We start from the raw sequence: 23,238 nt of genomic DNA, 5'->3' as shown, positions 1-23,238 counted from the left end.
TGACATCATTAGCAACAGAATGGCGATTAAACAAGCGGATTTGACAAGCAACAGCCCCGTTTCATCGCTGAAAACGGGGCTGGGTTGCTCAGCAAGCAGCCAGGGGCTTAGCGGCTGCGGCAGGCGCGGTCCACCAGATACATCAGGTTCTGGTAAGGAATGCCGGAATTGTCCGACAGGCCGATCTCGCAGGTCACGCTATTGGAGAAGCCGCTGCCGCAGTCTTTCACCTGGGCTTTCAGGCCAGTCAGCGCACTGCTGTTGAGTTCCGGATGGCTGAAGCCCTTGTCACCGGCAAAGCCGCAACAGGTAATGCCCTGCGGCTCGATCACCGTGCTGGCGCAGCGTTTGGCCAGGGCATTGAGCATGGCGGCCTGACCGGTCTTGCGCATGGAGCACACCACATGCAGCGCCACGCTTTCAGGCTGCGGGGTGAAGGCCAGGTGCTCGGCAGCCACTTCGTGTACGAAACGGGTAACGTCATACACCTGCAAGCGCTTGTCCTGCAGCCCTTCCAGCATGCTGGCGGTGCACACGCCATTGTCGACAATCACCGGCCAGCGGCCATTGTCACTGGCCTGCAGCAAGGCTGCTTCCAGCTCGGACAACTTGCTGGCAGCAGCATCGGCCGCGCCCTTGGACTTGAACGGCGTGCCACAGCACAGGCCATCCATCTGCTGCGGGTAGAGAATCTGGTAACCGGCCTTGCCCAGCACCGAGGCTACCACCTCGTTCAGCGGGCGCTGGTCCGGCTGCGCCTTGGCCGGGGCAAAGGTACGCGTCAGGCAGGATGGCAGGTACACCACCTTGCGCTCGCCCTGTTTGCCACCGTCCAGCCGCAGCTTGCTGGCAGCACGCGGGAAGTATGGCGTCCAGTAGGGAATACGCCGCCCCACCACCCGGCGCAGGCTGCGCATCAGCACGCCGGTGGCGGCATTGCCGGCCACGCTTTGCACGGTTTGCAGCGCACGCAAGCCGAGCCGGGCACCGGCTGTCGCCGTATCGTAGTGGCTGGCCAGGGTATTGGCCAGCGCCCAGCCGGTATCGCTGAGATTCTGCTGGCGTAGCTGACTGGTGAGCGCGCCGGTATTGATGCCCACCGGACAGGCGGATTCGCACAAGCCACAGGTGGTGCAGGTTTCATCACCGGCAAACTGGTAACTCTCACGCAATGCATCCAGCCGCGACGGGTCCTGGCCGCTTTGTTCCAGCGCGGCCATTTCGCGGTTGGCCACAATGCGCTGGCGCGGGGTCAGGGTAATGGCGCGGCTGGGGCACATCACTTCGCAGAAACCACATTCGATGCACTTGTCGATCAGCGTATTGGCCGTGGGAATCGGCTTCAGGTTGCGGATATGCAGCAGCTTGTCGTGGGTGATGATCACATCCGGGTTGAGAATGCCATCCGGGTCAAACAGGGCCTTGAGTTCCTGCATGATCCGGTAGGCTGCCGGGCCCCATTCCATTTCCACAAAGGGGGCCATATTGCGACCGGTGCCGTGCTCGGCCTTGACCGCGCCTTCGTACTCCACCGCCACCAGCTTGCACACCGCCTCGATAAAGGCTTCGTAACGTTTGATTTCGGCCTCACCGGAAAAATTGGGCGTGAACACGAAGTGCAGGTTACCTTCCAGCGCATGGCCGAAGATGATGGCTTCGTCGTAATGGTACTGGCGGAACAAGGCTTGCAGCTTGAGCGTGCCTTCGGCCAGATGTTCGATGGGAAACACCACGTCTTCGATGATGACGGTGGTTTCCGCCGCACGCATCGCGCCCACACTGGGGAACATGCCCTTGCGGATATTCCACAAGCGGGTGTATTCCTCGGCCACATCGGTAAAGCGAATGCCGGACAGATTGGGAATGGTGGCGATATAGCCGCAAATGGCGTCGATCTGCACAGTCAGCGCGCTAGCATCGCGGGCACGGGTTTCCATCAGGATGGCGGCAGCCTCGTCGCCCAGGGTTTTCAGTTCGGCCGGCACCCCCGCCTTGTTTTCCACCGAGCGCAGGCTGGCGCGGTCCAGCAGCTCGGCCGAGGACACCACGTCCTTGTGTTGGGCCAGCAACTGAATGGCATCGCAGGCATCCTTGATGGTGGGGTACAACACCAGCGCCGAGGCCTTGTGCGGCAGTTCTTCCACCGTGTGGTAAGTCGCCTCGGAGACAAAGGCCAGTGTGCCTTCGCTGCCCACAATCAGGTGCAGCAGCATGTCCAGCGGATCGGCAAAATCCACCAGCGCATTCAGGCTGTAGCCGGTGGTGTTTTTCATCTTGTACTTGCGGCGGATGCGCGCTTCCAGTTCGCCATCGGCGCGGATACGCGCAGCCAGCCCAGCCAGCCCGGCCAGCAGCCCGGCATGCGACTGGCGGAAGGCCGCCACACTGGCGGTATCGGCGGTATCCAGCACCGTGCCGTCGGCCAGCACCAGCCGCAGGCTCTTGATGGTCTGGTAAGTGTTTTGCGCCGTGCCGCAGCACATGCCGCTGGAGTTGTTGCTGACAATGCCGCCTATCATGGCGGAATTGATGGTGGCCGGATCGGGACCGATCTTGCGGCCAAACGGCAGCAAGGCGGCATTGGCCGCCGCACCGATTACCCCCGGCTGCAAGCGGATGGCCCGCCCTTCATCCAGGACTTGCAGGTCTTTCCAGCCATGATTGGCCACCACCAGAATGGAATCGCTCACTGCCTGGCCGGACAGCGAAGTCCCCGCCGCGCGGAAGGTCACCGGCAACTTCAACGCCGCAGCCTGTGCCAGCACCGCCTGCACTTCGGCCTCGGAGTGTGTCTGGATGACAATTTTCGGTACCAGCCGGTAACAGGACGCATCCGTCCCGTAGGCCAGGGTGGACAGCGGGTCGCTAAATACCCGCTTGGGGTCGATCACTTCGACAATGGCTTGTTGAAACAGCCGGTAAGCACCTTGCAGCATGAACTCTCTCCGCGGCGCGGGCAGCTGCTCTGTGTCGGCTTGCCACGCCAGGTTGCGCACGTCACCTGCTTGCAGAACTGCAATGACAGGATAACGGTCCCAAGAATGTTGAAGCGGCATAGTGCCACATCTGGCTTATCTGCCCATCAAGGGATTACCCTGTCAGCCAGACGGTTTATGCGTGGAAATAACAGAGAGGGAGACACAGACATGCTGATGCAAATCGATCAGGCCACCCTGCTGGTGGTGGATATCCAGGACAAGCTGCTGCCGGCGGTGGATCAGGCCGACAGCATGCTGGCTGCCAGCTTGTGGCTGGTGGGGGTGGCACACGATACCGGGCTGCCCATCGTGTTTTCCGAACAATACCCGCGCGGCCTGGGCCACACCGAAGCCAGCCTGCTGGCATTGGCGCCACAGGCCAGCGTGGTGGAAAAGCTGCATTTTTCCTGCGTGGCCGCCGACTGCCTGCCAGACAGCCTGCTGGCCCGCAAACAGGTGATTGTCTGCGGCATGGAAACGCATGTCTGCGTTTTGCAGACGGTGCTGCAACTGCTGGCACAGGGCAAACAGGTATTCGTGGTGGCCGATGCCGTGGCCAGTCGCCGCGACAGCGACAAGCAACTGGGCTTGCAGCGCATGCAGGCCGCAGGGGCGGTCTTGGTCAGCCGGGAAATGGTGTTGTTTGAAATGCTGGAGGTGGCCGGTAGTGAGTTATTCAAGGCTATGAGCAAGAAATATCTGATGGGTGTGCAGCCATAAACAATCCATTAAAAGGAAAGCCTGCAAGATAAGACAGATCGCCATGCCAAAAGGGCAGCTTGTCAGTCCTTATCTCTTGCACAGATAATCCCCAGAACGCTGGTTTTCTGGATTATACCTATTCAGCAAATCATCAATCCGGTAGTACCTCCCAGGCTTGTCACTGCAATAGCAGGCAAAACCTGATCCACACATGCCGTTGTGGATCAGGTTTTTGTTTTTGGAGGCTAACAAATGCGTATCTACAAGATACTGAATAACAATGCCGTTATTATCCGTAATGCACAACAGCAGGAACAAGTTGTCATGGGACGCGGGCTAGGCTTTCAAAAACGTCCAGGAGACTTTCTGGACAAAGCCTGTGTGGAAAAAATATTCTCACTGCAAGAGCCTGGCTTGCAAGCCCTGCTCAGCGAACTATTGCAACGGATTCCGGCAGAGATCATCACCACCAGTGATCATATCATTTGCCTGGCACGACAAAAAATTCCGTCTTTGCATGAGCGTATTTACCTGACGCTAGTGGATCATCTGCACTTTGCCATCGAGCGCCATCGTCAGGGCATGGCCATCAGCAATCTCATGTTATGGGATATTCAACAACTCTATCCATGCGAATACGATATAGGCTTGGCCTCATTAGAACTGATCGCACAGGAAATGGATTGTCAACTACCAATAGATGAGGCTGGTTTCATTGCATTGCACCTGGCCAATGCACAATTGACCGGCGACATGAAAATCACCAACCAGATCAGCCTTCTGATGCAGGAAGTACTACAGATTGTGCGCTTGAAAATGCATATCAGACTGGATGAAAACACCCTTGCCTTCCATCGCTTTGTGACTCATCTTAAATTTCTCGCGCAACGTCTGCTCAGTAAAAATGGCTTACTGCCAGGAGATATTGCATTACAAGAAATGGTGCAACAGTCTTGCCCACAAGCGTGGAACTGCGCCAAGACCATTAGCAAGCATATCGAAACCAACGGGCATGAAAAACTGAGCGATGCAGAAATAATGTACCTTAGCTTGCATATAAACCGGCTGCACGACAGGCAAGCCATCTAGCATCCATCCCCATGTTGAGCGCAACAACACCATGAAACCGACATGACTGAATAGCTCAAGCCCTTACTCTCAATGGGATTGTTATCGCAATGGCGAGCAAAACCTGAAATCACTCTCCACTGGGAGAGCTGTTTTCAGGTTTTTTTAATTTGATCACACAAGGAATAAAAAATGGAGGAACTGGCCAACACCATCCTGGCAAATATTGGTGGCAAGGATAATATCGAAAGCCTGGTCCATTGCGCCACGCGCTTGCGCTTCAAACTGAAAAACAGCGCCCTGGCCCACACGGCTGCCTTGAAACAAACACCAGGTGTGCTGATGGTGGTAGAAAGCGGCGGGCAATATCAGGTTGTGATTGGTAATGATGTCAGCCAGGTTTTTGCTGCAATCGAAAAACAGCGTCAGCTGCCAGAGCTGCCAGACCAGGCAGTCGGCGCTGCCCCCAGCGCTGGCGAAACCTTATTCAGCCGCTTTATCGATATTATTTCCGGCATTTTCACCCCATTTCTCGGCGTTCTGGCCGCCTCCGGCATACTGAAAGGTTTGCTGGCACTGGCGCTGGCCTGTCATTGGCTGGCAGCTGACAGCGGTGGTTATCACGTTTTGTATGCCGCCAGTGACGCACTGTTCTTTTTCCTGCCTATTGTCCTGGGCTATACCGCCGGACAGAAATTTGGCGGCTCACCCTTCACCACCATGGCAATCGGCGCCGCCCTGGTACACCCGACCATTCGTAGCCTGTTTGCCAGCGGTGGCAGCGCCGCGTCGCTGGATTTCTTTGGTTTGCCACTGACCTTGCTCGATTATGGTTCGTCGGTAATGCCGGTCATTTTCGCGGCCTGGTTCAGTTGCCTGCTGGAAAAACGCATTCAGCCACGCTTTCCTGCGGCCATTCGCAATCTGGCAACGCCACTGCTCTGCCTTGTCATCACGGTCCCCTTCACCTTTCTGCTGATCGGTCCGCTGGCAACAAAAGCCAGTCAGGGGCTGGCGGCTGGCTACCAATGGCTCTATGCCTTGTTCCCGGTGCTGGCAGGAGCCGTCATGGGCAGTTTGTGGCAGGTGTTTGTCATCTTCGGCCTGCATTGGGGCTTCATTCCGCTCATGTTTAACAATCTCAGCGTACTGGGTTACGACAGCATGTTGCCGCTGCTATTGCCGGCAGTGATGGGACAGGTGGGGGCGGTAGTGGGGGTCATGCTGCGCAGTCGAGACAGCAGGCAACGCTCGCTGGCTGCCTCTGCCGCCACTGCCGGGATATTCGGCATTACCGAACCGGCCATTTATGGCGTCAACCTGCCGGCCAGACGCCCCTTCCTGTTTGGCTGCATCGGCGGGGCGCTGGGCGGCATGGTGGTGGGCTATGTACAAAGCAAGGTTTACTCGCTGGGCCTGGTCAGCATTTTCACCTTCGCCCAGATCATTCCCCCCAGCGGCGTGGATAACAGTGTGTGGGGCGCATTAATCGGTAGCGCCATGGCTTGCCTGTTTGCCTTGCTCGCCACCTTTTTCTTTGGTCTGCCTGCCCCGGCCAATACCAGTACGACCGACGCTCCCCCTACGGAACAAGACAGCATCCGCTCCCCCATCAGCGGCAATATCCGTGAGCTGGCCAGCATTCCCGATACGGCCTTCGCATCCGGCGCCCTGGGAGCCGGGGTTACCATCTACCCCACCACAGACAGCCTGCACGCGCCTTGTGACGGCATCATCAGCGGCGTGCAGCCTTCAGGGCATGCACTCACCCTGCGCACAGCGCATGGCGTGGAAATACTGATTCATGTCGGCATCAATACCGTCCAGCTGCAGGGACAGCATTTTCATTCGCAGATCGTACAGGGGCAGCGCGTCACTGCAGGCCAGCTGCTCATGAACATGGACAGGGAGGCCATCGAGGCGGCCGGCTATGACCCCACCGTGCTGCTTACCCTGTGCCAAGGCGCAGACGAGGCCAGCATCCAGTTACTCCAAACCGGCCAGGTTAAAACTGGCGAGCCATTGTTTCTGCTGCACACCGATCATCACCCAAGCCAAACGTAAGGAGTCCGACATGCAACGTTTTCCCGAGCATTTCCTGTGGGGTGGCGCCATTGCTGCCAATCAGGCCGAAGGTGCCTACCAGCTTGGTGGCAAGGGATTGTCCACCTCGGATGTGCAGCCCCAGGGTATTTTTGGGCCTGTCATCCAGCGCCAGGATGGCGACTTCAACATCAAGGATGTTGCCATCGATTTTTATCACCGCTACCCGGAAGACCTCGCGCTGATGGCAGAAATGGGCTTCCGCTGCCTGCGCACCTCCATTGCCTGGAGCCGCATCTTTCCTGAGGGTGATGAAACAGAAGCCAATGAAGAAGGCCTGGCTTTTTATGAGCGCCTGTTCGACGCAATGGCCAGCCATGGCATCGAGCCGGTCATCACCCTGTCCCACTACGAAATGCCACTGGCGCTGGTCCAGCGCTATGGCGGCTGGCAGGATCGCCGGCTGATCAGCTTTTTTGGCCGTTATGCCAGAACCGTATTCCAGCGCTTTGGCCGGCGGGTGAAATACTGGCTGACCTTCAACGAAATCAATATGTCCTTGCATGCGCCATTTACCGGCGTGGGCATGGCGGCTAACAGCTCACCACAAGCCATCTACCAGGCCATTCATCACCAGCTGGTCGCCAGCGCCCGCGCCGTACGCGATTGCCATGCCATGCTGCCCCACGCGCAAATCGGCAATATGCTGCTGGGCGGCATCGTTTACCCGCTCAGCTGCCATCCGGACGACATGCTGGAAGCCCTGCGACAAAACCGCCAATGGCTGTTCTTTGGTGATGTGCAAGTACATGGCCGCTATCCGGGTTATATGGAACGGTTTTTCCGTGAGCAGCAGATTCAGCTGGAGATCAGCCCGCAAGACCGGGAAGATCTGCAACATGCGGTGGACTTCATCAGCTTCAGTTATTACATGTCCGGCTGCGCCACCGCCGACCCGGCCCTGCAGCAGCGCTTGCGCGGCAATATTCTGGATCTCCTGCCCAATCCGCATTTGCCCAGCTCCGAGTGGGGCTGGCAGATTGATCCGCAAGGCCTGCGCTATCTGCTGAACCTGTTATACGACCGCTACCGCAAGCCGCTGTTCATCGTGGAAAACGGCCTGGGTGCACGTGATGTGGTGGCCGAGGACGGGTCCGTTCAGGATGATTACCGGATCCGTTATCTGAATGACCACCTGCTGCAGGTGGCGGAAGCCTTGCAGGATGGTGTGGAGGTGATGGGCTATACCAGCTGGGGGCCAATTGATCTGGTCAGCGCATCAAAAGCGCAAATGTCCAAGCGCTATGGCTTCATTTATGTTGATCGTGATGATGATGGCCAGGGCAGCCTTGAGCGCCTGCGCAAGAAAAGCTTCTTCTGGTATCGCGATGTGATTGCCAGCCAGGGCGCCAGCCTGCAAGCAGGGGAGGCCCGGCCATGAAAACGCCATGGCAATATCCCCCGGCAAGCCCCCTCGCCCTGACCTTGCTGCTGACGCTGTGCAGCGGACCACCGGCATTGGCAGAGCCCACCCCAGCCTTGACCACAGAAAACGCTGGACTGCTGGGCGGAAGTCGACTGGATTTGTCGCTGCGCAATCTCTACCGCAGCGGCAATGCCAGTGAATGGGACCCGGACCTGCTGCCACATCATTACAGCACCTGGGTACAAGGCATCGGGCTGGATTACCGCAGCGGCTACTGGCAGGACCGGCTGGGCTTTGGCCTTTCCTATGAGTCAGTCATCAACCTGCGCACCCGCACGGAAAACGGCTACACCGACAATATGCTGCCGCCGGACCTCGGCAGCTTCAGCAAGCTCGGCCAAGCCTATCTGCGCTATCAACAACCCGGCCTCAGCGCCCAACTTGGCTGGCAGCGCATGTATAACGTCGGCGTCATTCATGCCCGCGACAGCCGTGCTGCGCAGAAGAGCTACCATGGCCTGCGCCTGGACGGCCAGTCCGGGCAGTGGAGCGGGCTGCTGGCCGTGGTGGATCGCACGATCGACCGGCACGAGCCTGGGCTGCGGCGCTTCTACAGCCGCGATGGCCGTCACCAGCTAAACCATATTGTCAGCGGCCAAGTGAAATGGGAAAGCTCAAAAAACAACTCGCTATTGTATTTTGCCGGTGAAGCCGACCGCTATCTGTTCCGCCAGGGGCTGGAAGCCTCCTGGCAGGCCCTGCCATCCGGACTGCGTATGGAAGGCTTTCTGTATCACAATCGCGGCCTGAGCTGGTGGGAAAGACGGGACTTCAGCCGCGATGCCTATCACTTTGGCTTGAAAGCGAGCCGCGAACTGGGGCCATTCACCCTGGCCGGGGGCGGCAGCCATACCTGGGCAAAACCGCAAAACGCTTCCGACCTGGGCTTCTTCTACTTCAACCTGGCGCGCAACGCGGTAGGCCGCTTCGCCAGCCCGGCCTACAACGGCATCTTCGACTACATGCATGATCGGGAAACCATGCTGTTCGCCAGCCTCAGCTATCGCCCGCAAGCCAGCACGCGCATCGGCATGGCCGGCTATCACGGCGCGGGCATGCGTGCCCAGCATGTTCCGCTGCGCCACTGGGACGTACTTGGCTTCATCGAGTACCAGCCGCCACAGCTAAAGAAGATGACCCTGCGTCTGCTGGCCGACTACGGCCATAGCTGGAAACGCACACGCAACGGACAGGTGGATGTGGCCAGCGGCCAGCAGATCAACAAACCGAAAATCGGCAGCGGCTTCCAGCTTGACTACTTGCTGCCGCTACTGTGAGCCCCAGCCCGAAACCCGCTTCAGCAAAGGAGCCACCATGCGCCTCTCTCCTGCCCGCCTCTGCCTGTTCACCCTCTTCCTGGCCCCTGCTGCCATGGCTGCTGACAGCACGCCAGACATCGAAATCTATATCGCACGCCATGGCAAAACCATGCTGAACGCCAGCGACCAGGTACAAGGCTGGAGTGATGCCGTCCTGACGCCGCAAGGCCAGCGCCAGGCCATCAGCCTGGGGCGCGGCCTGGCCAAGCACGGCATTCATTTCACTGCGGCCTACAGCAGCGACAGTGGCCGTGCCTTGCAAACAGCGCGCCTGGTCTTGGCCCACAACGGGCAGGCCCGCTTGCCGGTGCGCACCGACTGGCGCTTCAGGGAGTTCAATTTCGGCAGCTATGAAACCGCGGCCAATCAGACACTGTGGCAGGCCGTCGCGGCACAGCAGCAGATGAGCCTGGCGCAATGGCTGCAACAGGTCACGCCCAAGGCATTTGCCGATACGGTGGCGGCACTGGACAAGACACGGCAGAAGACGGGCAGCGACACGTGGCCCGCGGAAGACTATGCAGCCATCCAGCACCGTCTGCGCAGCGGCATGGATGAGCTGATCAGCCAGACCCGGCAATCGGGTGGCGGCAAGGTACTGCTGGTATCGCACGGACTCAGCATCAATGCCTTGCTTGACCTGCTGCTGCCCGGTCAGGCTGTGGCAACGATCAAACTGGGCAATGCCAGTATCACCCACCTGCGCTTGCAGCATGGCCAATATCAATTACTGGAAGTCAATGATTTGCGTTATGTCGCAGACGGACAGCTGCCTGTCGGTGCATCGCTGCCGGCAGACAGCATCGCACCACCCACGGCGGCAGAATGAGCAGCGCATAAATGGAAAGGTTGGCCGAAACGTGTGCTTCGGCCAACCTGCTTCCGGTGGCGGCTATGCCGCTCTGTTTTCTCCTTTGCAGACTGGCGCAGGACGGTGATGGCCGCTTGCAACCGCCATCTCCCGTCGCCAGCTACTGCCCCATTCTTAGCAAACAGCGTGCCAGGATAGCCAAACCACTGATATGGCAGGAATTAACCCATAGCCAGCGTATGCACCATCCGCCAGCCATGGCCTGTCGCAGCAAATACGCACCAAACTGGTGCCATGCTGCACCAGCAGCAGCCCGGCAACGGATCATGCCGACAGCAGGCCGTGGCGGCCTGCCTGTGCTAGCATCTGCGGCTATCATCCACTTTTGCCAGCACCACGCAGGAACAGACAACCATGACCACGCCCAGCTTCAAGGACATTCTGGACACCCTCCCCGCCACCAGCGGCATTAGCGCCATCGTGCTGCTGGATGCCGCGGGAGAACCCGTCGCCCGCCTGGAAAACCAGCCTGGCACCGCCGGCTCGGTGCGGGTTTATCATGCCCTGCTCAAGCAGCACGGCCATCTCGACCGCAACGCGGCCCAGCAGGGCCTGGCCCTGTATGCCGAGCACACCGCCGATGCCCGCCTGCATCCGGGTAAACACCCCAATATCGACCGCCTGCTGGCGATTGCCGAAGAGGGCGCTCCCGGCCTGCGCGCCCGCATTGTGCTGGAAAACGGCTGAGCCACCAGCCGGCTTGCCTGAGCGACCCGGCCTGCACCAGCTCGCTCCACGCTTCCCTGCGCAGGCTGGAGCAGGCGTTTTACCTTGTTACCAGCTCTCCGGCAGCACCCCAAACAGCGACACCACCGCATACACGCCGCTGAGGAAAAAGGTGGCCATGATCAGCCACTGCACGCCACGGTGGGCATACCAGCCGCAGACAAATTCGCTGGGCTCATCGCCGTGGCGGCGAGCTGCATTCAGCAGCAAGACCGGGATGATGCCCATCAGCACCCCGCCGAACGTGCCAGCGAAGTACAGCGCGTTGACGAAGCTGGCAATGCCCGAGTAAGCCAGCAGAAAGGGAGGCAATGCCACCACCAGCAGTACCAGCAGCCGCTTTGCTTTCCGGGTTTCGCTGCCCAGATGGAAGTGGTCGAAGATATTGGTGAACAGGCAGCCCCCCAGCCCCCAGTAGGAAGTCAGCATGGCCAGCAGGGCAAAGATATTGGCACTGTAATAGGCCCACTGCCCCAGCGCCCGGCCCCAGCTCAGCGTGGCAACCTGAGTCAGGTTGTCATTGCCCACCAGCGCAATCACCGAGGCGGGAATCAGCGCCACAAAGACAAAGGTCAGCGCCATGCCGCTGATGATCAGCCCGGGCAGCTTGCGTGGCGCAGACAGATTGCCACGCACCAGTTCCGGCACCAGAAACTGGGCACCGAACACGAATACCGCCAGATTGAACACCGGCACCACATACTGCCAACGGCTCACCCACAGATTGCTCAGCCGCGCATCCTGACTGACGATGGAGGCCAGGATCAGCGCCAGAATGATGACGATCATGCTGATGCTGATCAGCTTGTTGCCCGCCCCCAGCACCTTCAGGCCCAGATACAGCACCGCCACCGATGGCACGATGAACAGGATGCTGCCCAGCTCCCGGCTCATGCCATAGCCACCCAGCAAATCCAGCAGGATGCTGCCACTCCCCGCCATATAGGCGGTCAGCGCGCCAAAGCTGTTGGCGGCCACCGCCAGGAACAGCAGCCAGCCGCCTACCCCACCCAGATAACGGCGCGCCAGGCCGCTGAGCTGGTGGTTGCCGCGGGTGCGCAGCGCCACCTCGGTCAGATAGAGCATGGTGATGGTGCACAGCACACAGGTGAGTGCCAGACACAGCAGCAGCGGGAGATAGCCGGTCTTGCGCGCGGCAAAGGCCATGCCCAGCACACCGGCGCCGATATTGGTCCCGAAAATGATGCCTATGGTTTCCAGCCTGCTGATCGGCTGGACCAGCAGGCCGGAGTCTTCATGAGACGGCGCCGCTGGCGCAAGTTCGCTGGAATGCATGGGAGTATCCCGGTAATGGGTCAACTGACGGCAGCACGCCGCCGGCCAGGAGCAGACATGGCGGCAGGGTTTACTGCGGGTGCGAATACAGCTTGAAAGCGATGCGCCACTGCCCCTGGTGCTTGAACAGCGAGACATAATCGGTAAATACCCGCCCAGCCAGAGGCGTTTGCAATTCGGCCATGGCGGCATTGCCGCAGAGGCGGATGTCGCCAATCTGCAGCGCATAGGCAGCCCCTTGCGCATGCGGCGCAGGGCGGCTTTGCAGCAGGCTGCGGTATTGCGCCTGATCCAGCCGCGACTCGGCCCCCTCGACATCCCCCAGCAGCACGGCATCCGGCCGGAATGCCTCTGCCAGTTTCTCCGGGCGGCCGTAATACAGGGCCTCGTAATAGGCGGTGAGCGCCTGGCGGATCTGTTCCAGATCAGATGAGCAGGACATGTGTTTCTCCAGGTGGGATCTAGCGGGAAGGGGTGGCCGCCTTGGTGGGCGACAGCCCGGAAGGGGCCAGCTTGCACAGCTGTTGCATCAGCCAGGACGGCTGGCGGTTTTCATCGGCGGCCAGGTCAACCTGACCTACCGCATGGCGTATCAGCCGGCCTCCCAGATAACGGAAGGGTTCGGGTGGGAAATCGCGCTGCAGGCCGTGTACCAGGCCGCAACGCGCCCATTCGTTGTCCAGTGACAGGGCCAGTGCCGCCAGAATCTTGCCTCCCAGCATGGAGGGACCGACACCGTTGCCGGAATAACCGATGGCATAAAACACATTCGGCTGCTGCGGCAAGGCGCCAAAATGTGGCAGCCCGTTACGGGTGCGGTCGATGGGGCCGGTCCAGTTGCCGACGATGTCGTCTGCCTGCACGCCCGGATAGGTGCGGCGCAAATGGGCGGCCACCGTGGCGGCAATGCCGGATGCACCATCCAGCTTGTCGGCCAGTTTGGCGCCGTATAGCAATTGCTCGCTGCCGCCGCCCTTGCCGAACACGATGCGGCCATCCGGCGTGGTGCGGTAGTAATGCACCAGCATGCGGCTGTCGGAAATGGTCATGCCGTTTGTCCAGCCGATGGACTGCAATAACGCAGGCAGCGGGCGGGTTATGACGACATCGCTGGAGACCACGACAAAGGCCTTGCGGATGTCGGCAAACTGCACCGCCCAGGCATTCATCGCCAGAACCACCTTGTCGGCTCGCACACTGCCCTCGCGGCATTGCACCCGCGCCGGCATGCCGGCGTCCAGCCGCTGCATCGGGGAAGACTCGTATACCCTGACCCCAAGCTGACGGGCAACACGCAACAGGCCGCGCGCCAGCATGGCGGGCTGGATGGACGCTGCCAGCGGCTCGTACACTCCGTCCAGATGCAGGCGGGATCCGCTCAGCTGCGCCGCCTGCCCTGCGGCCAAGCGCTGGAAGGGGGACTGGCCCAGCCGTTCCAGCTGGCTGGCCGTACTGTCCCAACTGCCTAGCTGGGCGGTGGTGGTGGCAGCCCACAACCAGCCATCCAGCCGCAGCTGGGCATCAATGCCATGCTGCTGGCAGAAGGCCTGCAGATCGACAATGGCCTGCGCCGACTGCTGGCACAGGCGCAGCGCTTCGGCCTCGCCGCACATCTTGGCCAGCGACAGGAACTTGGCCCACAGGCTGAGCACGAAACCGCCATTGCGGCCACTGGCCCCGCTGCCGCACAGCCTGGCTTCGACGATGACCACTTCGGTGTCCGGGCGGGCCTGCTTGATTTCGATGGCCGTCCACAAGCCGGTAAAACCACCGCCCACAATACAGACATCGGCGCGGATATCCTGCCGCAATGGTTCGGGGCTGGCCGGCCCTTCCGCTGCCAGCGCTTCGGCAAGCCAGCTACTGAAAGCACTACAGCGGGATGCGGCAGAGGACATGCGCTCATACTCCTGGTATCGGGACAGGGGACTGCCTTGCCGGCGGCCATCAAGCGCGGGGCCAGCCTTCCGTGCAGGGCAGCGCTGTTGGAAAGATCAGCAGGGAGCTTATTTGAATTGAGCGGACAGATTGATGGGAAAGGACTGAAACAGCAGCATGAAAGGAGTTGAGCCTGGCCGGTAAAATCCGCGGCAGCTGTCGGGCAGGTGGACAGCGCAAGCCATGGCGCCGCCAGACGGGCGCCAGACATGAAAAAAGCCCGCCAAGGCGGGCTTTTTCTTGCAGCACAATTCCGGGTAAGGGAATCAGGCTTGACCGACCACAACGATCTTGATCGGAGCAACCACGTCGTGGTGCAGGGCGATTTCGATGTCGTACTCACCGATGGCCTTGAACGGGCCGTTCGGCAGGCGAACTTCGAAACGCTTGATTTCCACGCCGAATGCGGTCACGGCTTCAGCCACGTCCACATTGGTCACGGAACCGAACAGACGGCCATCCACACCGGCTTTTTGCGCGATGGTGATCACGGCGTCAACCAGCTTTTCAGCACGGGCCTTGGCATCAGCCAGGATCTCGGCTTGCTTGGCTTCCAGTTCGGCGCGACGTGCTTCGAACTCTTTCAGGTTGTTTTCGGTGGCGCGCTTGGCTTTGCCTTGCGGGATCAGGAAGTTACGGGCGTAACCGTTCTTGACCTTTACCACGTCACCCAGTTGACCCAGGTTGGCAACTTTTTCGAGCAGAATGATTTGCATCTTAAGTCCTTTCCCGGCTTAGTGTTGGTCGGTGTAAGGCAGGAATGCCAGGAAGCGAGCACGCTTGATAGCAGTGGTCAGCTGACGCTGGTAGCGAGCCTTGGTACCGGTAATGCGAGCCGGGATGATTTTGCCGTTTTCGGCGATGAAGTCTTTCAGCAGATCAACGGATTTGTAGTCGATATCCTTGATGCCTTCTGCCGTGAAGCGGCAGAACTTCTTGCGCTTGAAGAGTTGACGAGCCATTTTGACTAACCTTTTACAAATTCAACATATTCGATATTGAGTACCAACCGCGGATTTTTCAGACTGCGCTGGGACAGGAATCCGGTGAATGTCACCGCGTTTCCGGCCAGTTTCCCGGCATGTTTCCGGGCGTCTTCTCCAATCAGCACGGCCTGGATTTCACAGGCCACATCGCGTTCGAACCCGCCGGCAGTCTGTCTAGACTGGTGCCTGATCCACATTTCCACTACCGGAATACCGGCAGGGGTGTAACGCAGGGCTTCTTCGCGTTCGACCGTCGCGGTCAATACCAGACGGTTCTGCAAGTCCTTGTCTCCTGCCAATTAGGCAGCAGCTTCGGCCTCGGCTGCCGGCTGCTGGGAATCCAGCAGGTTCTTGGCCTTTTCGTCCTTCATCATCGGGGACGCTTCGGTAACGGCGCGATCCAGCTTGATGGTGAGGTGACGCAGAACAGCGTCGTTGAACTTGAAGGCGTGCTCGATCTCGGCCAGGGTTTCGGACTGGCACTCAACGTTCATCAGAACGTAGTGGGCTTTGTGCAGCTTCTGGATCGGGTAAGCCAGTTGACGACGGCCCCAGTCTTCCAGACGGTGAATCTTGCCTTCAGCGGCCAGAACCATGCCCTTGTAGCGCTCGATCATGGCCGGAACCTGTTCGCTCTGGTCCGGATGGACGATGAACACGATTTCGTAATGACGCATGTTAACTCCTTATGGCTATTTAGCTTTTTGCCATGCGGTTGCAAAAAGCAAGGTAGTGAAACCGCAGCATTCTACGCACTTAATCCGGCTGCGGCAAACAAAATCGGCCGCCGCCGCCGCGCAGGATGAAGCCGGCGTGGCAAAAGCCGCAAAGCGGCTGGCGGCTTACAGCCGTTTGTCGCGCCGGATATCGCTGACCAGACCGTTGTGCAGAATCACCAGCGTGGTATAGGGCAGATCGGTATCGCCCAGCCAGAACAGCTGGCGGTCGCCATTGCCGGCAGGGTCGGCGCGCACATAATCCGGCTTGCCGGCCACTTGCAGCAGCTCGGCTTCGCTCATGTCGCGGTGCAGATGCATGAACTGTTCAAAAGGCAGGGGGTCGGCCAGCGACCATGACGACAGCAGCAGGCCGGCCAGCACGGGCAATGCGGTTTTCATCTCGGTGGTTTCCTGAAAAGGGGGCAACAGAATGCTGCAAAGATTAAAGCAAGTCTTGCGCCTGCGCGCGCCGGACATGCTCAGCCGCAGCCAACGCCCTGCGGTTTGTGCTGCCGCCACGGGTCAAGCCCGGCACGGGTGCGGCCTGCTTGACCGCACCAAAGCACGGTCAATGGCTAACGGACTTTCTTCACCACCTCGATCAGCTCGGTCACCATGCCGGTGGCGTCGCCCTCCTGCAAGGCCTTGCTGACACAGCCTTTCATGTGGTTTTCCAGCAACTGCATGGAGACCGCATCCAGCGCCGACTTGACCGCCGCCACCTGGGTCAGCACGTCCACGCAGTAGCGGTCGGCTTCCACCATGCCGCTGATGCCGCGTACCTGGCCTTCGATGCGTGCCAGCCGCTTGAGCAGGGCCGCCTTGTTCGGCTGCACCACGCTCTTGCCGGCCATGTCGGGCGGCGTGTGACAGCAGGCATCGGTTTTGGGGGCAAGGCTCATGCGAACTCCGGCAGCGGTTGGACAACAGGAGTGTCAGTGTAGCATCGCCCGCCCCCCGCCGCCGCCCGCCCGGTTCAACTGCCCACGTCCAGCATGGCCATCATGCCGGCATCTTCATGTTCCAGAATGTGGCAGTGAAACATGCGCAGGCCGGGCATGCCCTGCACAAAGCGCAGGCGCACGGTTTCGCCGGCCGGGATGTTCACCACATCGCGCCAGGCGAGGAAGGGCTCGGTTTGCCACACCCCGTCCTCGGTGCGGGCCTGCACCTGGAACTGGGTGCCGTGGAGGTGGAAGGGATGGTCCATATGCGCCTGGCTGACGATGTCCCATTCCTCGATCTGGCCGACCTTGCCGCTGAAATCCACCCGGTTCATGTCGAATTTCTTGCCATTGATCAGGAACATGGCGGCCGGATCGGCCATGTTTTCGCTGAAGTTGACCACCCGCTTGAGCGCAGGTGCGCCCAGCGGGGTGATATCGCGCAGTTTGTCCGGCAGCGTGGCGGTGGCCTTGTTGCCCGCCTGTCGGATGGTGGCCAGCGTGAGGCTGTCGTCCTGCTCCGGACTCATGGCCTTGCCACGGTGGTATGGCAAGGCCAGCAAGGCGGATGGCTGACCGGGGGTGAAGCGCCCGGTGATGACGATTTCTGCCCGCTCACCCGGTGACAGCAGCAGGCTGTCGATGCGCCGTGGCGTCGCGATCAGCCCGCCATCCGTCCCCACCAGATCGACCTCGTGCGCTGGCAAGGCCAGCTTGAGGATGCGCGCGCTGCTGGCATTCCAGATGCGCCAGCGTTGCCGCTCGCCTTCCGCCAGGGCGATCACCGGTTGCCAGCCGCCATTCACCAGCAGGAACTGGCCTTCGCGGCCATCATGCCGGTCGGCTGCACTGTTATCGGCAATCTGGCCATGGGCATCCAGCTTGAGGTCGGACAACACCAGCCACTGCTCCGGCAGATGGGCCAGCGGGTCATCATGACTTTTCACCACGAACACCCCGGCCAGCCCCATATAGGCCTGCTGTGCGGTATGGCCATGCGGATGCGGGTGATACCAGTAGCTGGCGGCGCTGCCCGCAGCTAGCTCGAAACGATAAGTACGCTGCTGGCCGGGCAGGACCGGAGCATGCGGATTGCCGTCCTGCTCGGCCGGCACCGGCATGCCATGCCAGTGGATGGTGCTGGGCTGCTGCAGCGTATTGGCAAAAGCAATGTTCACTTCGTCCCCCTCCCAGGCCACGATGGCCGGGCCGGGAATCTGGCCGTTATACGCCCAGAACGTGGTGGCCGGCTTGCCCGGCAGCAGCGGCAGGCTGACCGGAGCGGCTTGCAAGCGGCCGACAAACTGGCCGGCCCTGCCGTGATTTTGCAGCCGGGACAGCGCGGGCAATGGCAAGCCGCGTGGCAGGCCCAGGCTATCGGCGGCAGGCATGCTGGCGCTTGCGCCGTGGTCCATGGCCGCGTGATCCATGGCCGGCATGCCGGCCATGCCATCAGCCCGGCTATTGCCTGCCAGCACCGGCAGTAGCGCCAGCGCGCCACTCCATTGCAGAAAATGTCTTCGGTCCATGCGTCGACTCCGTCGGTGGGGGCGGATGTGATGCCTGCCCCGGCAGGATCATCGCAAATCACTCATACCCCCCAAGGGTATAAAACCACTAGAACAGAGTATAGCCAGCAAGGTTCCGCCACGGAGCTGCGCAATGGCAAAAAACTGCCCTGCATCAAAAAACCCCATGCCGTGGCATGGGGTTTTATTGACAAACGCCCTCTCGCTTCCTGCAAGGAAGGCGAGGCTCCCTTACCGGGTAAGGGCGGGCGGATCGGGAATGGAAGGGAAGGCTGCCGAATCAATCAGTTAATTGAAAGGCCCGGCTTTGCCGGGTCCGCTGCAACCGTAGCGAATCATTTTGTCAGCAGCCTGCCCCATGCCGAGGCATGGGGTTTTCGGAGAGCGTGTAGTGGGTTCAGCCGGCCTTTTCGGCGGCCAGCACGCGCTGGCGGCGGCTTTCCGCCAGCACCATGCCGGAGGACACCGACACATTGAGGCTTTCCACCGTGCCGAACATGGGAATGGACACCAGCACGTCGCAGTGTTCGCGCGTCAGGCGGCGCATGCCCTCGCCTTCCGAGCCCATCACCCAGGCCAGCGGGCCGGCAGCATCGACATGGAACAGATCGGTATCGGCTTCCATGGTGGTGCCGGCAATCCACACCCCGGCGTCTTTCAGATCACGCAGGGTGCGCGCCAGATTGGTGACGGTGATGTAGGGAATGACTTCGGCGGCACCGCAGGCCACTTTGGATACGGTGGCATTCAGCCCGGCCGAGCGGTCCTTGGGGGCAATCACCGCATGCGCGCCCATGGCGTCGGCCACGCGCAGGCAGGCGCCCAGATTATGCGGGTCGGTGACACCGTCCAGAATCAGCAGCAGCGGCGGTTCGGCCAGGTTTTCCAGCACGTCGTCCAGGTCTACGTGATTACGGCTGGCATCGATCATCGCCACCACGCCTTGATGGCGGGCGTTGCCACTCATGCTGTCCAGCCGCGCCTTGTCGACAATGTGCAGCTTGATGCTTTCTTCAGCGGCCTTGTCCAGCACGGCCTTGGCCCGTTCATCGTGGCGGCCGCCGGCCAGCCAGATTTCCAGCAGGCTCTTCGGGTTCTGCCACAAGCGGGCGTTGATGGCATGAAAGCCGTGAATGAGTCGCTTGTTGCTCATGCGCTTGAAGCCTTGTAAACGGGGAATGGGCGCTATTGTAGCCGCAAAGCCGCGCCGGCTGCTGCCAAACTGCGCGCGGCCCCGCTACAGACCACCCTGCCAGTCGGCCAGTATGGCCAGACGCGCCGACTTGGCCAGCTGCTCGGCCAATTGCGGAAATTCCGCCGCCGGCACCGGCTTGCCAAAGTGATAGCCCTGCAACAGCGTGCAGCCTTTCATTTCCAGGAAGTCGGCCTGGGCGGCATTTTCCACCCCTTCGGCCACCACGCTGAACTTGAGCTTCTTGGCCATGGCCAGAATGGCCTCGGCAATGGCCACACTGTCTTCATCGCCGGGCAGGCCATCGACAAAGGAGCGGTCGATTTTCAGCGTATCCAGCGGGAAGCGCTTGAGGTGCGACAGCGAGGAATAGCCGGTGCCGAAGTCATCGATGGACAGCCAGACGCCCAGTGCCTTGAGTTCGCCCAGCTGCTGCACGGTTTCCACCGGGTTTTGCATGATCATGCTTTCGGTGATTTCCAGTTCCAGCCGGCCAGCTTCCAGGCCGGTGCTGTGCAGGGCACGCGCCACATTGTCCACCAGCGTGCTCTGCTCGAACTGGCGCGCCGACAGATTGACCGCCACCCGTGGTACATACAGGCCGGCCTGATCCCAGGCTTTCAGCTGGCGGCAGGCTTCCTGCAATACCCAGTCGCCAATCGGCTTGATCAGGCCGGTTTCCTCGGCCAGCGGAATGAAACGCAGCGGCGGAATCAGGCCCAGCTGCGGGTGACGCCAGCGAATCAGCACCTCCACCCCGGACATGTCGCGGCTGGCGGCATTGAGCTGTGGCTGGTAATGCAGCTCGAATTCGCCGCGCTCCAGCGCCTGGCGCATGCCGTTTTCCAGCAGCAGGCGCTCGAAGGTCTGGGTGTTCATCTCGGCATCGAAAAACTGATAGGTGTTCTTGCCGGCATCCTTGGCGCGGTACATGGCGACATCGGCATTTTTCAGCAGGCTGCGCGCATCGGTGCCGTCATTGGGGAAGACGCTGATGCCGATGCTGCCGGTGACAAACACTTCGTGCTCTTCCAGCCGCAGGCCACGGCCCAGTACCGCCAGGATGTCCTCGGCCAGCGCCGCCAGCTCGGCCTGATCGGCAAACTCGGTCAGCAGCAGGGTGAATTCGTCGCCACCTTGCCGGGCCAGCAGGCCGCGCTCGCCCACCGAATTGGACAGGCGGATGGCGATTTCGCGCAGCAATTCATCACCGGACTGGTGACCGAAGGAGTCATTGATCAGCTTGAAACGGTCCAGGTCGATAAACATCACCGCCAGCGGGCCGGGTTCGCCGCTCATCTCGACAATGGCCTGCTCCAGCCGGCTGATCAGGCTGCTGCGGTTGGGTAGCCGGGTGAGCGGGTCGTGATTGGCCAGAAACTGCAGCCGCTCCTCGGCCTGCTTGCGCACGGTGATGTCGGAAAACACCGCCACATAATTGCTGTGAAAGCCAGCATCATCGCGCACCAGCGAAATCGACAGCTCGGCCGGATACCAGTCGCCATTCTTGCGCCGGTCGCGCATTTCACCCTGCCACTGGCCGTGCAGGGCCAGCGCCTGCTGCATGTGCTGGCTGGCCGCATCGTCGCTATCGGCAAAAATGCGCGACAGCTTGCCCAGCGCCTCGCCTTCCTCGTAGCCGGTAATGCGGGTAAAGGCATGGTTGACGGCGATGATGCGGGCATCGGCATCCAGAATCAGGATGCCTTCGGCCGAATTCTCGAATACCTTGGCCGCCAGCTTGAGATTGGTATCCGCCGCGATGCGGTCGGAAATGTCCACCACCACGCCGATCAGCGCCGGCTTGCCCTCGTATTCCACCAGCCGGCTGTGCACTTCCAGATCAACCAGATGGCCGTCGCGGCTGATGGCGCGGGTGGTGTAATGCATGATCTGGATATTCTCGCGCAGGCGGCGCTTGATCTGCAGCCGGATGCGGCTGGCCTCGCTGGGTGGCAACAGCTTCTCCAGCGCCATGTTCTGCATTTCCTGCGGCGGGTAGCCGACAATGTCGGCCAGCTTGGGGTTCACATACACCAGCTTCTCGTCCTGCAGGATGTAAATGCCCACCAGGGTCTGTTCCACCAGTGCCCAGTACTTGTCTTCCGCCTCTTTCTTGGCCTGCAGCTCTTCGCGGCTGCGGGTGATGTCGGTGTCCACACTGCCCACCCCGGCCGGCCGGCCCTGGCTGTCAAACAACGGAAACTTGCTGACCAGCATGGTGAAGCTGTTGCCGCCCACGCTAAAGCTTTCCTCGAACTGACGCGGCTCCAGACAGCTGAGCACCACCGCATCCTGCTGCCTGATGCGGCTGGCGTCGTCTGCAGTGAAATAGTCGTCCAGCGAGTGCCCCACCATGGCGTGCTCGCTGACGCCCAGCATGCGGCTGTAAGCACGATTGGCCAGCAGGAAGCGGCCATCCAGCCCCTTGAGCGACATCATGTTGGGGCTGTTGTTAACCAGCGACTCCACCCGCGAACGGAATTCGTTGAGCTCGTCCTCCTTGCGCCGCTGCACATCACTGAGCGTGGCCACCAGCAAGGCCGCCACAATGAAGGTGAGGCAGAGCACGGTGTCGTTCATCAGCTCGGTCACGCCGGCATGCAGATACAGGCCGGGCAGATAACACGGCAGCGACAGCAGCAGGCAGAGCAGCGAACCGGACAGGCAGGCCCCCAGCAGACGGCCACGGAAGGCAGCCCAGATCAGCAGTGGGAAGAACAGGACCGGACGGGGAAAAGGCAGGCTTTGCGCATTGCTGACCATGGAGGCCCACACCACCAGCATCACCAGCAGAATCACCAGCAATTCCAGCAGGCGGCGCTGCTCGGGCCAGCCGGACATGCGCAACAGCGGTAGCCAGCAGGTCATGGCCAGCATGGCACAGCCGGCAGCCAGCGCCGTCCATTGCAATACCTGCGGCAAGGCGCCATGCCACAGCGAAAAGACGCCGAGCAAGGCAATCGGCGGTGCCAGCAGATAGGCGGACACTTCCAGCAGCCGCCACAGCAACTGGGCAATGGCCGAGCCATCCTCTTCACCGGCAGTGCCTTGCAGCAGGCGTGCGCCCGGCAGCATCAGCAGCAGCGACGCCGACAGGGCCAGCGCCCATGGCCAGGCCAGCCACTGCATGCTGATCAGCCATGCCGCCACCGGCCAGCGCCAGGCCACGCCAGCGCCACGCCATAGCAGCCAGCCGGCAAACAGGCCGTGCGGCAGGAAACCATATAGAGGTATTTCACCCAGCTCGTGCCTGGGCCATAACAACAAGCTGGCAGCGAACAGCGCAAAGGCCGCCCAGCTTGCAAACATCCCCTTTGTATTCACTCTCCCAGTCCTTTGCAGCCATGCATTGACCCTGCCCGCTCTTGTTCGGGGGCAGTCATTATTCGAAGTGTGGTTCAGATGCCTGGCGGGTCGCGGGCCTTGTGGCCTCTTGTA

The 23,238-nt window shown here is 60.7% G+C and carries 20 protein-coding genes; 7 read left to right on the top strand and 13 right to left on the bottom strand.

Features of this window, described 5'->3' with window-relative positions:
- Positions 1 to 107: 107 nt before the first annotated feature.
- Positions 108 to 2,936, bottom strand: a complete 2,829-nt coding sequence (locus DFR38_RS16700; RefSeq protein WP_110313650.1) for an FAD-binding and (Fe-S)-binding domain-containing protein — start codon at positions 2,934 to 2,936, stop codon at positions 108 to 110.
- 210 nt (positions 2,937 to 3,146) lie between these two features.
- Here DFR38_RS16700 and DFR38_RS16695 point away from each other — a divergent pair, with 210 nt between their 5' ends.
- The 7 genes from DFR38_RS16695 (at position 3,147) to DFR38_RS16665 (ending at position 11,154) form a co-directional block, all read left to right on the top strand.
- Positions 3,147 to 3,698, top strand: coding sequence for a hydrolase (locus tag DFR38_RS16695; protein ID WP_059285534.1), 552 nt, complete (start codon positions 3,147 to 3,149; stop codon positions 3,696 to 3,698).
- Positions 3,699 to 3,932: 234 nt separating this feature from the next.
- On the top strand, positions 3,933 to 4,769 hold the full coding sequence (licT, locus tag DFR38_RS16690) for a BglG family transcription antiterminator LicT (RefSeq protein WP_059285533.1): 837 nt from the start codon (positions 3,933 to 3,935) through the stop codon (positions 4,767 to 4,769).
- 171 nt (positions 4,770 to 4,940) lie between these two features.
- Entirely contained in the window at positions 4,941 to 6,812 is a 1,872-nt protein-coding gene (locus DFR38_RS16685; protein WP_059285532.1) for a beta-glucoside-specific PTS transporter subunit IIABC, read from the top strand.
- A gap of 10 nt (positions 6,813 to 6,822) precedes the next feature.
- A complete protein-coding gene (locus DFR38_RS16680; RefSeq protein WP_059285531.1) occupies positions 6,823 to 8,232 on the top strand; it encodes a glycoside hydrolase family 1 protein in 1,410 nt (469 codons plus the stop codon).
- Positions 8,229 to 9,554: an OprD family outer membrane porin gene (locus DFR38_RS16675; protein ID WP_082693361.1), complete on the top strand. Its 1,326-nt coding sequence runs from the start codon at positions 8,229 to 8,231 to the stop codon at positions 9,552 to 9,554. Before DFR38_RS16680 ends, DFR38_RS16675 begins: the two co-directional genes overlap by 4 nt.
- Positions 9,555 to 9,591: 37 nt before the next feature.
- Entirely contained in the window at positions 9,592 to 10,425 is an 834-nt protein-coding gene (locus DFR38_RS16670; protein ID WP_082693360.1) for a histidine phosphatase family protein, read from the top strand.
- Between the two features lie 396 nt (positions 10,426 to 10,821).
- The gene (locus tag DFR38_RS16665) at positions 10,822 to 11,154 is read left to right on the top strand and encodes a DUF2322 family protein (protein ID WP_059285528.1); all 333 of its coding nucleotides are present in this window, start codon (positions 10,822 to 10,824) and stop codon (positions 11,152 to 11,154) included.
- A gap of 87 nt (positions 11,155 to 11,241) precedes the next feature.
- Here the strand turns inward: DFR38_RS16665 and DFR38_RS16660 are convergent, their stop codons facing one another.
- The 12 genes from DFR38_RS16660 to DFR38_RS16605 all read right to left on the bottom strand — a co-directional run bounded on the left by DFR38_RS16660 (position 11,242) and on the right by DFR38_RS16605 (position 23,109).
- Entirely contained in the window at positions 11,242 to 12,489 is a 1,248-nt protein-coding gene (locus tag DFR38_RS16660; protein WP_059285527.1) for an aromatic amino acid transport family protein, read from the bottom strand.
- A gap of 70 nt (positions 12,490 to 12,559) precedes the next feature.
- Positions 12,560 to 12,931, bottom strand: a complete 372-nt coding sequence (locus DFR38_RS16655; RefSeq protein ID WP_059285526.1) for a nuclear transport factor 2 family protein — start codon at positions 12,929 to 12,931, stop codon at positions 12,560 to 12,562.
- Positions 12,932 to 12,950: 19 nt separating this feature from the next.
- On the bottom strand, positions 12,951 to 14,387 hold the full coding sequence (locus tag DFR38_RS16650; RefSeq protein ID WP_059285525.1) for an FAD-dependent oxidoreductase: 1,437 nt from the start codon (positions 14,385 to 14,387) through the stop codon (positions 12,951 to 12,953).
- Positions 14,388 to 14,693: 306 nt separating this feature from the next.
- The gene (rplI, locus tag DFR38_RS16645; protein WP_110313649.1) at positions 14,694 to 15,143 is read right to left on the bottom strand and encodes a 50S ribosomal protein L9; all 450 of its coding nucleotides are present in this window, start codon (positions 15,141 to 15,143) and stop codon (positions 14,694 to 14,696) included.
- 18 nt (positions 15,144 to 15,161) lie between these two features.
- On the bottom strand, positions 15,162 to 15,389 hold the full coding sequence (gene rpsR / locus DFR38_RS16640) for a 30S ribosomal protein S18 (protein WP_028535202.1): 228 nt from the start codon (positions 15,387 to 15,389) through the stop codon (positions 15,162 to 15,164).
- Between the two features lie 5 nt (positions 15,390 to 15,394).
- Complete coding sequence (gene priB / locus DFR38_RS16635) at positions 15,395 to 15,694, bottom strand: primosomal replication protein N (protein WP_059287688.1); 300 nt, start codon at positions 15,692 to 15,694, stop codon at positions 15,395 to 15,397.
- Positions 15,695 to 15,712: 18 nt separating this feature from the next.
- On the bottom strand, positions 15,713 to 16,090 hold the full coding sequence (gene rpsF, locus DFR38_RS16630; protein ID WP_103524040.1) for a 30S ribosomal protein S6: 378 nt from the start codon (positions 16,088 to 16,090) through the stop codon (positions 15,713 to 15,715).
- A 165-nt stretch (positions 16,091 to 16,255) separates the two neighbouring features.
- Positions 16,256 to 16,531: a hypothetical protein gene (locus DFR38_RS16625; protein WP_110313648.1), complete on the bottom strand. Its 276-nt coding sequence runs from the start codon at positions 16,529 to 16,531 to the stop codon at positions 16,256 to 16,258.
- Positions 16,532 to 16,707: 176 nt separating this feature from the next.
- Positions 16,708 to 17,034: a metal-sensitive transcriptional regulator gene (locus tag DFR38_RS16620; RefSeq protein WP_420865220.1), complete on the bottom strand. Its 327-nt coding sequence runs from the start codon at positions 17,032 to 17,034 to the stop codon at positions 16,708 to 16,710.
- Positions 17,035 to 17,108: 74 nt separating this feature from the next.
- Positions 17,109 to 18,605, bottom strand: a complete 1,497-nt coding sequence (locus DFR38_RS16615; protein ID WP_110313647.1) for a multicopper oxidase family protein — start codon at positions 18,603 to 18,605, stop codon at positions 17,109 to 17,111.
- Between the two features lie 397 nt (positions 18,606 to 19,002).
- Positions 19,003 to 19,758 carry a 23S rRNA (guanosine(2251)-2'-O)-methyltransferase RlmB gene (gene rlmB / locus DFR38_RS16610; protein ID WP_059286070.1) on the bottom strand — a complete coding sequence of 252 codons (756 nt, stop codon included), beginning with the start codon at positions 19,756 to 19,758 and terminating at the stop codon, positions 19,003 to 19,005.
- An 84-nt stretch (positions 19,759 to 19,842) separates the two neighbouring features.
- Positions 19,843 to 23,109: a sensor domain-containing protein gene (locus DFR38_RS16605; protein WP_244909913.1), complete on the bottom strand. Its 3,267-nt coding sequence runs from the start codon at positions 23,107 to 23,109 to the stop codon at positions 19,843 to 19,845.
- Between the last annotated feature and the right edge of the window lie 129 nt (positions 23,110 to 23,238).

The organism is Aquitalea magnusonii (assembly GCF_003202035.1).
Classification (GTDB): domain Bacteria; phylum Pseudomonadota; class Gammaproteobacteria; order Burkholderiales; family Chromobacteriaceae; genus Aquitalea; species Aquitalea magnusonii.
Note: the sequence above shows the minus strand (reverse complement) of the source record. Positions and strands in the feature narration are given on the sequence as shown.

Bases quoted from the DNA above. Each gene is read 5' to 3' on its own strand.
- DFR38_RS16675 (WP_082693361.1), top strand. From the start codon at position 8,229: ATGAAAACGCCATGGCAATATCCCCCGGCAAGCCCCCTCGCCCTGACC.
- DFR38_RS16620 (WP_420865220.1), bottom strand. From the start codon at position 17,034: ATGAGCCTTGCCCCCAAAACCGATGCCTGCTGTCACACGCCGCCCGAC.
- rplI (WP_110313649.1), bottom strand. From the start codon at position 15,143: ATGCAAATCATTCTGCTCGAAAAAGTTGCCAACCTGGGTCAACTGGGT.
- DFR38_RS16680 (WP_059285531.1), top strand. From the start codon at position 6,823: ATGCAACGTTTTCCCGAGCATTTCCTGTGGGGTGGCGCCATTGCTGCC.
- DFR38_RS16700 (WP_110313650.1), bottom strand. From the start codon at position 2,936: ATGCTGCAAGGTGCTTACCGGCTGTTTCAACAAGCCATTGTCGAAGTG.
- DFR38_RS16615 (WP_110313647.1), bottom strand. From the start codon at position 18,605: ATGGACCGAAGACATTTTCTGCAATGGAGTGGCGCGCTGGCGCTACTG.
- DFR38_RS16625 (WP_110313648.1), bottom strand. From the start codon at position 16,531: ATGAAAACCGCATTGCCCGTGCTGGCCGGCCTGCTGCTGTCGTCATGG.
- DFR38_RS16605 (WP_244909913.1), bottom strand. From the start codon at position 23,109: ATGTTTGCAAGCTGGGCGGCCTTTGCGCTGTTCGCTGCCAGCTTGTTG.
- DFR38_RS16650 (WP_059285525.1), bottom strand. From the start codon at position 14,387: ATGTCCTCTGCCGCATCCCGCTGTAGTGCTTTCAGTAGCTGGCTTGCC.
- DFR38_RS16655 (WP_059285526.1), bottom strand. From the start codon at position 12,931: ATGTCCTGCTCATCTGATCTGGAACAGATCCGCCAGGCGCTCACCGCC.
- licT (WP_059285533.1), top strand. From the start codon at position 3,933: ATGCGTATCTACAAGATACTGAATAACAATGCCGTTATTATCCGTAAT.
- rpsF (WP_103524040.1), bottom strand. From the start codon at position 16,090: ATGCGTCATTACGAAATCGTGTTCATCGTCCATCCGGACCAGAGCGAA.
- DFR38_RS16665 (WP_059285528.1), top strand. From the start codon at position 10,822: ATGACCACGCCCAGCTTCAAGGACATTCTGGACACCCTCCCCGCCACC.
- rpsR (WP_028535202.1), bottom strand. From the start codon at position 15,389: ATGGCTCGTCAACTCTTCAAGCGCAAGAAGTTCTGCCGCTTCACGGCA.
- rlmB (WP_059286070.1), bottom strand. From the start codon at position 19,758: ATGAGCAACAAGCGACTCATTCACGGCTTTCATGCCATCAACGCCCGC.
- DFR38_RS16685 (WP_059285532.1), top strand. From the start codon at position 4,941: ATGGAGGAACTGGCCAACACCATCCTGGCAAATATTGGTGGCAAGGAT.
- DFR38_RS16660 (WP_059285527.1), bottom strand. From the start codon at position 12,489: ATGCATTCCAGCGAACTTGCGCCAGCGGCGCCGTCTCATGAAGACTCC.
- DFR38_RS16670 (WP_082693360.1), top strand. From the start codon at position 9,592: ATGCGCCTCTCTCCTGCCCGCCTCTGCCTGTTCACCCTCTTCCTGGCC.
- DFR38_RS16695 (WP_059285534.1), top strand. From the start codon at position 3,147: ATGCTGATGCAAATCGATCAGGCCACCCTGCTGGTGGTGGATATCCAG.